Below are 9,752 nucleotides of genomic sequence, written 5' to 3'. Positions count from 1 at the left end.
GCACGGCGGCGCAGCTCAAGGGGGTAACGGGAGGGTCGTGCCATGACTCAATCCTTTCACGGAATCGAGCCTCCACCTGACCCGGGACGGTTCACGCTGTCTGTCAACTACTCCGCCCCCCAATGCACCTCGGCGACCTTGCCCAAGGTCGGCAAGTCGACTGTGCGCTGCTACCCGGTCAAGTGGAACCCGCCCGGCGTGACGGACCCGATCACGGACTGGTTCAACAAATACGTGGTGACGTCGGTGATCGACGAGGACGACGTCGCCGAGAGTCCGGACAAGAGGACCACCTACACGTACCTCGGTGACGCGGGCTGGCGCAAGGGCAAGCCCGATGGACTGTCCAAGACGGATCACCTGACATGGAGCGACTGGCGCGGCTACGGCAAGGTCCGAGTCGAGACTTCCGACGGAAGTATCAGCCCGTCCAACACGAAGACCGAGCATGTCTTCTTCCGCGGCCTGCACGGAGATGCCGACCCTGACGGGGGTACCCGCTCGGCAAGCATCACGGCGACGAACGGCACCTCGTACGAGGACTCCGACTGGAAGTCCGGCACCGAACTGGAGACGACGACTTACAACGGCGACAAGGTCGTCTCCAAGTCGATCAACGTGCCCTGGACCAAGGTCACCTCGACCCGCGTCAAGGACTGGGGCACCTCCTATGCCCGGTTCGTGAGAGCCGGCCGGGCGGACACATACGAGGCACTCGACGGTGGGACCTGGCGGCAGACCGCCTCCACCACGTCCTACGACGACAAGGGCCGAGCCACCCAAGTGGCGGACTACGGCGAACTGGACGTCGCGGACAACCAGTGCACCCGTACCGAATACGCTGACAACGCCACCAAGCACCTGTACAGCTATGTCTCGCGAGTCGAGAGCCTGTCCGTCGACTGCGACACGACTGGCCCCGACCGCTCCAAGGTCGTCATGTCCGACGACCTGACCTTCTACGACAGCTCGACGACACTCGGTGCGGCGCCGAGCAAGGGTGAGCCCACCCTGGTGAAGCGTCTGGCCTCGCACAACGGAACCACTGCCACTTACCAAGAGGTGTCGACCGCCACCTTCGACCAGTACGGCCGCCCGCTGGTTGTCACGGACGCGGCCAAGACGCCCACGACGACGACCTACGCGAACAACGCCTATGGCTTGGCGGTGTCCAAGACCGAGACCAACATCCTCGGCTGGTCCACGGTCACGGAGTACGTACCCGAGTGGGGCACGCTCTCGTCGCAGACCGACATGAACGGCAAGCGCACCGACCTCGCCTACGACGGCCTCGGACGCCTTGTCTCCGTCTGGATGCCGGATCGTTCCAAGACGGCCCACAGCCCGTCCATCAAGTACGACTACGGAATCCGGAACACCGGACCGAGCTACCTGCACACGCAGAAGATCGAGAAGGACGGCGCGTCCTACGGCCACGAGTACACCCTGTACGACGGGCTGCTCCGGCCCCGCCAGGTCCAGACCGAGGGTCAGGGCGGCGGACGTCTGATCGCGGACACCTACTACGACGGCTCCGGCCGTGTGGTGAAGACCAACGACACCTACTACACCACCGGCGCTCCGTCCTCCACATTGTTCGTCCCGCGCAACGTGGAGATCGACGCGCAGACCGTGACCGAATTCGACGGAGCCGGCCGCACCACGGCAGCGATCCTGAACGTTGCAGGCATCGAGAAGAACCGAACCACGTACACCTACGGCGGAGACAGGGTCCACGTCGACCCTCCGAACGGGCAGACACCCACCACCACCATCACGGACGCCCAGGACCGCACGGTCGAACTGCGCCAGTACAAGGGTGACAAGCCGCTTCTGCCGGGCACCGCGAACGACTACGTGGCCACCAAGTACGGCTACACCCCGGCCGGTCAGCTGGCCAAAGTCACCGACGACAAGGCCAACGTCTGGTCGTACACCTACGACCAGCGTGGCCGGAAGCACACGTCGACCGACCCCGACACCGGCTCCGTGATCTACGAGTACGACGACCTGGACCGGCTGTTGTCGACGACAGACGCCCGTTCCAATACCGCCACTACGGTCTACGACAAGATCGGTCGCGCCACGGAGACGTGGCAGGGCGCCGCCGGCACCGGCACCAAGTTGTCCGTCTCCAAGTACGACACGGTGGCGAAGGGCGCGCTGTACGGCACGTACACGTACAAGGACGGCGCGGTCCTCTCCTCGGTGCTCTATCCGGCCCTGGACGATGACCTCGAGCCGACCCGGACCAGGTACTACCTGTCGAAGACGGCCGAGCCCGAGCTGGGCGGGACCTATGAATTCAACACGCAGTACAACGCGGACGGCACGGTCGCGGGACAGAACTCGCCGGCCGCAGGCGGTCTCCCGGCCGAAGCCCTGTCCTTCCAGTACGACGACCTTCAGCGGCCGGTTGCACTGGAGACTTCGCTCGGCGGCATGAGCTACGTCTCCGAGGTGTCGTACTCGCCGACCAACCAGCTCGAAGGGCTGAAGCTGACCACCGGTGAGACCGGTGCCAGGAAGACCCTGGTGGACTACTACTACGAACAGGGAACCTCGCGACTCATCAACACCCGTGTCGCCGTCGAGGGTTCCACCTCGGTGGTGTACGACGCCCGCTACACCTATGACGCCGGTGGCAATGTCCAGTCCATCGCGGACACGCCGAGCGGCGGTGCGGCGGATGTGCAGTGCTTCCGGTACGACGGCCTGCGGCAGATGACGGACGCGTGGACGTCGAAGGTCACTCCGGACAAGGCCGTCGGCACCGGCTCAACCGATGCTGCCTGTGCGCCCGCGCCTTCGGCGACGACTGTCGGTGGTACGGCTCCGTACTGGTCGAAGTACGGGTTCGACACGCTGGGCAACCGGACGTCGGCGACCGACTACGGGGTGAACGGCGCGGCGACATCAACGAAGGCGTACACCTACGGAGAGAACGGCGAGGGCCCGCACCAGTTGACCACCGAGGTGGTGAACACCACGGCCACCTCGACCACACCCGCGGTCAAGCTGTCCAACACCTACTCCTACGACGACACCGGCAACACCGAGCAACGAGTGCTCAACGGCGGCACGCAGAGGCTGGACTGGGACAAGCAGGGCGAGCTGACCAAGGTCACCAACGCCGACGGCGCCACCACCGACTACGTCTACGACGCAGGCGGGAGCCGGCTGCTGAGCAAGACGGCAGCGGAGACGACGTTCTACCTGCCCGGCATGGAACTGCACCTCAACAGGTCCACCGGTGCGGTGACAGGCTCCCGCTACTACAGCCTGGCCGGCCAGACCGTCGCGGTCCGGGACAACAACGGTGTCACCTTCCTCGCCTCCGACCACCACGGCACCGCCCAACTCGCAGTGAACGCCGCCACCGGAGCCATCCAGCGCCGCCGCATGGATCCGTTCGGAGCCGAACGGGACAGGTCCTCCACGGACTGGGTCGACGACAAGGGATTCGTAGGCGGCACGGTCCAAGAGCTGACTGGTCTCACCACACTCGGGGCACGCGAGTACGACAACTCGACGGGCCGGTTCATCTCCGCCGACCCGATCATCGACTACACGGACCCGCAGCAGATCAACGGCTACGCGTACAGCCTCAACAACCCGGTCACATTCTCGGACCCGGGTGGACTGGCGCCGGACGACTGCACGTTGGTCGGGATCACCTGCAAACCGACAGGCAACGGTGGCTGGAGCGTCAAGCCCACCGGGCAGTACTACGGCTACTACGGCGTCCAGGCGCCGAAGGAGACGCCATCGTCGTACAAGGCCCGCAGGGCCCAGACGGACGCCGATGTCGCCAAGCAGCGCGCGATCGCCGCAGCCAAGGAACTGGCTCAGATCGCCGCCGACGAGCTCGGCATCACTGACGCCCTGGACTGCTTCACCACGGGATCGCTCGGGGCGTGCGGGGCAACCGCGGTCAACATCATCTCCAGCGCGGTCGGCGGCATCGTCGGCAAGTTGGCCAAGAAGTATGGCCTGCCCTGGAAGTGGAAGAAGGGTGCGGAGCTCGCCAAACGCCTGTGGAATCTCGGTGACAAGCTGATCAGTGGGGTGAAGGACTGGTACAGCAAGTCGCGGTTGGCGCGAGACCTGGGAGGTTCGTGCCTGCTACCTGGGAACAGCTTCACCTCAGGTACCAGAGTATTGATGGCCGATGGCACCTCAAAACTGATCGAGAAGGTCAAGATCGGTGACAAGGTCCTGGCTACCGACCCCAAAACGGGTGAAACCGAGGCCAGAGAGGTCACGGCCGAGATCAAGGGCCAAGGCCTCAAGCACCTCGTCAAGGTCACCATCGATACCGACGGCGACAAGGGCAACCGCACCGCATCGGTCACTGCCACAGATGGGCATCCCTTCTGGGTGCCGGAACTCAATGCGTGGGTTGACGCCACTCACCTCAAGGCGGGGGAGCGACTTCGCGCGGGTGCCGGCACGCACGTGGAAATCAGTGCAGTCCAGCGATGGACCGTGCTGAACGAGGCTGTCTACAACCTCACCGTCAACGACCTCCACACGTACTATGTGCTGGCGGGCGCCACTCCGGTTCTTGTGCATAACTGCAACAGAGCTGGTTTGGATTTCACTGATGCTGAGAGGCAGAAGGTCTACGACGCTAACGCCGCGAAGAATGGTGGCGAATACAAGTGTGACTACTGTGGGCAGACGGTGGAGCGGCGCGCATCGCGAGATGCCAATGGGGACGCCATCAAGGGGAGGCCCGACGATGCCCAGATCGACCACGTAGAGCCGAAGGCCAGTGGAGGGCACGGCGGCGACCATAATGGTGCTGTGGCCTGCCGTCGATGCAACCGAGATAAGTCCACGAAGCCTTTGGAGGATTGGGACGATGAGCTCAGAGATTTCCTCGATGACTAGCGCCGGAAAATCGGCGTCGGACGATAAGCCTGAGAGGCTATACAAGGTAGCCTTCGATCTCCCTGAAGAGACGGCCCACTGGGCGCGTGCGTCTGCGGAGCGACTCTGGACTGGGAAGACTTCCGTGAAGATGGAAGTTCAGGTCCGGAACACCCCATTCTATGTGAAGGGTGTTGCCTTCGGGGATATCGTGCGGGTCAGGGCTGATCACGAGCGCAGGGAGCTCGTGTTCGAGGAGTTCGTTTCTGAGTCTGGCCATTCAGCAGTCCGCATCATCATCAAAGGTGACGGCGTGGGGGAGGAAGTCGACGCCACGCTCCGCGCCTTTGATTGTTCCTGGGAGATTGATGCAAGCGGTTCTCTGTGGGCAATCGATGTGCCGCCGAATGTTGATTACGCACCCATGAGAACCGCTCTCCTTCGAATTGCCAGTGAAGAGAAAATTGGCATCGAAGAGAGTGCCCTTGCCAGGGCTCACCGCGACGAACTCGAATTGCCAGAGCCGGATCACTAATATGGTCCGCAAGGAGCCCCGCCGGATTCCATTCCGGCGGGGCTCCTTGCGGTCTTGACGGCAACGTCAACGGACTACGGCTGCGGTGGGTGGGTCGTCGGGGGCATCGTCGCCGTTACCGAGGGCATTGCCGAGAGTGTCGATGGCCTGACGCTGGAGGCGGAGTCGTACGTGGGCGTAGACGCCGGCAGTGACGCCGATGTGGGCGTGGCCGAGGAGTTCCTTGATGACGACGAGATCGACGCCCTGTTCCAAGAGCAGGGTGGCGGTGGAGTGTCGGAGGTCGTGGAAGCGGATGGTCCGGAGTTCTGCGCTGTGGAGGAGGCTGCGGAAGCGGCGGGTGAGGTTGGTGGGGTCGAGCGGCCTGCCCTTCGGGGTGGTGAAGACGAGCCCGTTGTCCGTCCAGCCCGTTCCGGCTGCCTGGCGCTCTTCCTGCTGCCGTTCCTGGTGGATCTTGAGGGAGCTGAGACATTCGGTAGGGAGGGCGATGCGGCGCTCGGAGGCCAGGGTCTTGGTGTTCAGGACGGTCAGCCCTTGGCTGCGGGTGCGCTGGAGGGAGCGGTGGATGGTGGCGGTGCCGCCGTCGAGGTCGAGGTCTTCCCAGTGGAGGCCGAGGAGTTCGCCCTTGCGGAGTCCGGTGCGCAGGGCGAGTTCGTACAGGGCGTGAAGTCGGTCGGCGCGGGCGGCGTCGAGGAGTTGCCGGGCTTCGGTGGCGGTGAGGGGCTGGAAGCGCCTGGGGCGGGGCGTGGTCGTCTTGACGTTCCGGGCGACGTTGCGCGGCAGTTCGTCCTCGCGGACGGCGTGTTCCAGGGCGGACTTGAGGACCGCGTGGACGTACGTCACGGTCAGCGGTGAAAGCCGCCTTCAGCAGCACTGGCCGATGGCGCAGCAGGATTGCCGGACGGAGTCCCGGTTCTGGGCGCAGCACTGGCAGGCGGTGCGCAGCCCGTCGAGGAAGGTGCGGACGTCGCGGGTGGTAAGCCGGGCGAGCTTCTTGACGCCGAGGCCGGGGTTGAGGTGGAGGCGGATGGAGACGGCGTAGCGGGTGTGGGTGTTTTCCCGCAGGTGGTGAACGGCGACGCCGTCCAGCCAGTACGCGAGGTAGGCGCTCACGGTGCTGTCGGCGGCGGCGATGGGGAGACCACGGTTGCTGGCGGCGATCTTCTCGGTGAGCTTGGTCATCGCGTCCTTGCGGGTGGTGCCGTAGACGCGGACGCGCTTGCGGGTGTTGCCGGGCGCGAGGACGTATCCGGCGGCTTCCCAGCGTCCGTCCTTGCGCTGGTAGACGGTCCCGTCGCCGTTCGCGCGAGCACGGGAGCGGCGAGGCGGAGCGGAGCGGGGTGCGGTCATCAGGCGGCTTCCTGTTCCAGGCGGGTGCGGATGAAGTCGGTGAGGGCGTGGGTGGGGATGCGGCGGGCGCGGCCGAGGGTGATGGAGGCGAGCTGGCCGGTGCGGAGCAGGTCGTAGACGGCGGAGCGGCCAAGTTGGAGGCGGGCCATGACCTGGGGCACCGTGAGCAGATCCAGCGCCGGGGACGCCTCCGTGCGGAGGACGGCGAGTGGGGGCGAGGCCATCAGCAGCCCCCTTCGGCCGCGAACTGCCGTTCCAGTACCTTGCGATGCCAGACACCGGCGGCGAGGAGTGCCGCGCCGGGGCTGTAGCCCGAGCCGAGGTAGTCCCAGCGGCCGACGACGAGCGTGGTCGTCGGGTCGGGTTCGGGCAGGCCGGCGTGGGCGCGGGCCTGCTCGGTGCGCCAGGTGCGGCGGGCGTCGCGCAGCGCGCCGAGGGTGGTGGAGTAGCGGCGGGACTTGGTGGAGAAATGGCCCCGGAAGCCGAGCATGTGCGCCCACTTCCAGAGCTTGAGGCCGGTGAATTCCGGCAGCCTGCCCAGCTCCCAGCAGGTGCGGATCATCTGCCGGACGTGGCGGGCGACGGCGAGGCGGTGCAGCGGGCGGGCCTGTCCGGTGCCGTCGCAGGCGGTGCAGGGGAGCGGGGTGCCGTGGGGCAGGAGAGTGGCACCGCGTCCCTGGCAGGGGCGGCAGAACAGGGCGTGGTCGAGGGTGCCGGAGGCGTCGGCGGACTTGGTTGCGTACTTCGCCACGTAGGCGCCCACGGCCTGGTCGGTGAGTTCGGCGTCGGTACCGAAGGCGGCGATCTCGCGCACGTCGAGCTGCGTGCCCCAGGTGAGTTCGCGCTCCCCGATCGCGTCCGAGGTGACGGCCACTCGGACACGGAGGGCGGCGGCCCGGATGGCATCGGCGAGCACGGCGACGGTGGCGGACGAGGGTGGGGGCGTGGTGTTGCCGTCGGGGCCGTCTAGCCGGATGACGGCGTGGAAGTGGACCAGGCCGCGCTTTTGGTACTCGGCGACCTTGGCGAAGGAGATCCGCAGCACGGCGCGGGCAGCCTTCTGGGTGAGGCCGAGCCGGGCGGCGAGTTCGCGGCGCAGGTAGGTGGTGAAGCGGGCCCACAGGGCTCCGGCGTGGGCGTTGAAGAGGACCGCGCCTGTGTAGTTGTACGTCGCCGGGTTCAGGGGCGTGCCCAGCAGGGCGTCCGTGGGTCCGTGGAGCTGGTGGCAGCGGCAGGGCCGGACGTCGCCGCTGGGAGTGGTGGGGCGGTTGTGGACGGGGCCGAAGGAGGGTGCGGTGAGGGTGGCGAAGACGCGGGGGTGGGTGCGGACGGTGTCGGGCACGGTTTTGCCGCCGGAGAGGCCGGCGCGGATGAGGTGGTAGGTGTCGGCGGCGTAGAGGCGGGAGCAGGCCGGGCAGCGGGAGGAGCGGCGGTTGCCGCACGTGGTGAGCAGGCTGCCCGTCGGCTCGTCGGAGGAGGTATAGGCACGAAGGACTTCGCCGGTCGTGGTGTCGACGGTGGTGGTCTGTCCGGTCAGGCGGACGGGTTCGGTGCAGCCGCCGAGGCGTTCGATCTGCTGCTGTGCGCGGTCGAAGTCGGGGTGGTTGACGAGGTGGAGCAGGTCCCGTACGGCGGGGCTTGCCACGTGGCGCAGGTCCAGGGTGACCATTCGGGGCGTGTCCCTTCTGTTCGGGTGGGGCCCCGAGCGGCAACCAACCGGATCTGTAGGCGTGTTGGTGCTGCTCGGGGCATGGCGAACCGGGCCCGGGGGGCGGGTGTGGGTTCAGCGAGGGGGATGTGGCCGGTGGGGGCCGGTGCTCAGAGCTGAGCGAGTGCGGTGGTGGCCACCGGGAGGGCGATGCCCATGCGTGTGCCCAGGTGGGCGGCGGTGATCGGTGTTCCGTGCTCGGCGTGGTGGGTGTCCGCGATGCGCCGGGCCACGTCCGCAGGGCGGCCGGAAGGGCCGGGCCGGAAGCGGGTCGGCCCGTCGTGGTGACGGCGACCGGCGGAGCGTCAGCCGGAGCCGAGGCGGGCTCCAGTTCCTCGGCCGGGGAAGCGACGACAACCGGGACGGCCGCCGAGGGTGCCACGTCGGGTACGAACGCTTCGTCGGGCACCAGATCGAATACAGGGGTGGCGGTGGTGGCCTCCAGGCATGGGGCGCGGGTATGGAACTGGGCGAGGAAGGCGGGGTTCCCGGAGGAGTTCAAGAAGGACGCGGTCGAGCTGGTGCTCTCCTCGCCTGAGAGGCGGGTTGCGGACATCGCGCGGTTGCTGGGCGTGCACAAGGCGACGCTGGACACGTGGGTGGAGCGTGAGCCGGGGCGGCTGCGCAGGGCCGCTGGCAATGACGGCGGTGACGCCGCGGTGAGCCGGGACGTCGAGGCACTGAAAGCGCAGGTCCGTGAGCTGGACCGGCTGCTGTCCGAACGGAACCACGAGCTGGCGCACGCCCGGCAGGACATTGACATCCTGCAGAAGGCGGCCGCCTATTTCGCGCGGGAGACGGGGCAGTGATCCGCTACCGCTTCGTCGACGAGATCCGCGCGGAACACCCTGTCAGAAGGGTGTGTGACCTGCTGGGATGGGACAGATCCAGCCACTACGGATGGAAGGGACGCCAGTCGGCCAAGGATGCGAAGAACGCCTCGGACGAGGAGCTGCTCGTGGAGATCCGGCAGATCTACGACGCCTCGTCGGGCCCGCTCAGCACACGTACCAGGTGCTGGCCGGTGTCACGTCGGTCCTGGTTCACAACTGCGGAACCGGCTCAATCGCTCATAGCGGGCCCGACGGTCTTGGTCTTGACATGGTGGCGCCTGACGTCGCTGGAACTTCCCCAATGGTGCTGGGTCTTCCGGCATTTCACGAGCAGCGTCTGAGGGCGGGAACTTCGGGACTCGCTCAAATGCGCTTGTGGGGGCCCCGGTGGTTCGTGGCTGTCGTCGTTATGGAAACGACTCGTTGACCGGCCGGTCAGGGAGGTGACACG

At 66.6% G+C, this 9,752-nt stretch carries 7 protein-coding genes and 1 pseudogene; 4 read left to right on the top strand and 4 right to left on the bottom strand.

All coding sequences use genetic code 11. The features are described 5' to 3' along the window. Positions 1 to 198: 198 nt before the first annotated feature. Complete coding sequence (locus ACZ4LX_RS13280; protein WP_467651229.1) at positions 199 to 4,896, top strand: polymorphic toxin-type HINT domain-containing protein; 4,698 nt, start codon at positions 199 to 201, stop codon at positions 4,894 to 4,896. Continuing rightward, a complete protein-coding gene (locus tag ACZ4LX_RS13275; RefSeq protein WP_467651228.1) occupies positions 4,868 to 5,410 on the top strand; it encodes a DUF4265 domain-containing protein in 543 nt (180 codons plus the stop codon). The genes ACZ4LX_RS13280 and ACZ4LX_RS13275 overlap by 29 nt, the downstream gene beginning before the upstream one ends. A 66-nt stretch (positions 5,411 to 5,476) precedes the next feature. Here the strand turns inward: ACZ4LX_RS13275 and ACZ4LX_RS13270 are convergent. The 4 genes and pseudogenes from ACZ4LX_RS13270 to ACZ4LX_RS13255 form a co-directional block, all read right to left on the bottom strand. After that, positions 5,477 to 6,760 (bottom strand): annotated as a pseudogene (locus tag ACZ4LX_RS13270) (tyrosine-type recombinase/integrase). Continuing rightward, positions 6,760 to 6,984 carry a helix-turn-helix domain-containing protein gene (locus ACZ4LX_RS13265; RefSeq protein ID WP_467651227.1) on the bottom strand — a complete coding sequence of 75 codons (225 nt, stop codon included), beginning with the start codon at positions 6,982 to 6,984 and terminating at the stop codon, positions 6,760 to 6,762. The pseudogene ACZ4LX_RS13270 and the gene ACZ4LX_RS13265 overlap by 1 nt, the downstream one beginning before the upstream one ends. After that, complete coding sequence (locus ACZ4LX_RS13260) at positions 6,984 to 8,429, bottom strand: replication initiator (RefSeq protein WP_467651226.1); 1,446 nt, start codon at positions 8,427 to 8,429, stop codon at positions 6,984 to 6,986. Before ACZ4LX_RS13260 ends, ACZ4LX_RS13265 begins: the two co-directional genes overlap by 1 nt. A 149-nt stretch (positions 8,430 to 8,578) precedes the next feature. Continuing rightward, a complete protein-coding gene (locus ACZ4LX_RS13255; RefSeq protein WP_467651225.1) occupies positions 8,579 to 8,701 on the bottom strand; it encodes a hypothetical protein in 123 nt (40 codons plus the stop codon). 192 nt (positions 8,702 to 8,893) lie between these two features. On the opposite strand from ACZ4LX_RS13255, the gene ACZ4LX_RS13250 reads away from it, so the two are divergent. Then, complete coding sequence (locus ACZ4LX_RS13250; protein ID WP_467651224.1) at positions 8,894 to 9,277, top strand: transposase; 384 nt, start codon at positions 8,894 to 8,896, stop codon at positions 9,275 to 9,277. After that, positions 9,274 to 9,642 carry a hypothetical protein gene (locus ACZ4LX_RS13245; protein WP_467651223.1) on the top strand — a complete coding sequence of 123 codons (369 nt, stop codon included), beginning with the start codon at positions 9,274 to 9,276 and terminating at the stop codon, positions 9,640 to 9,642. Before ACZ4LX_RS13250 ends, ACZ4LX_RS13245 begins: the two co-directional genes overlap by 4 nt. Positions 9,643 to 9,752 lie beyond the last annotated feature (110 nt).

Source organism: Streptomyces sp. NPDC026062 (assembly GCF_055568375.1).
Note: the sequence above shows the minus strand (reverse complement) of the source record. Positions and strands in the feature narration are given on the sequence as shown.

Excerpts from the sequence above, each read along its gene's own strand:
- ACZ4LX_RS13275 (WP_467651228.1), top strand. The coding sequence starts at position 4,868 with ATGAGCTCAGAGATTTCCTCGATGACTAGCGCCGGAAAATCGGCGTCG.
- ACZ4LX_RS13265 (WP_467651227.1), bottom strand. The coding sequence starts at position 6,984 with ATGGCCTCGCCCCCACTCGCCGTCCTCCGCACGGAGGCGTCCCCGGCG.
- ACZ4LX_RS13260 (WP_467651226.1), bottom strand. The coding sequence starts at position 8,429 with ATGGTCACCCTGGACCTGCGCCACGTGGCAAGCCCCGCCGTACGGGAC.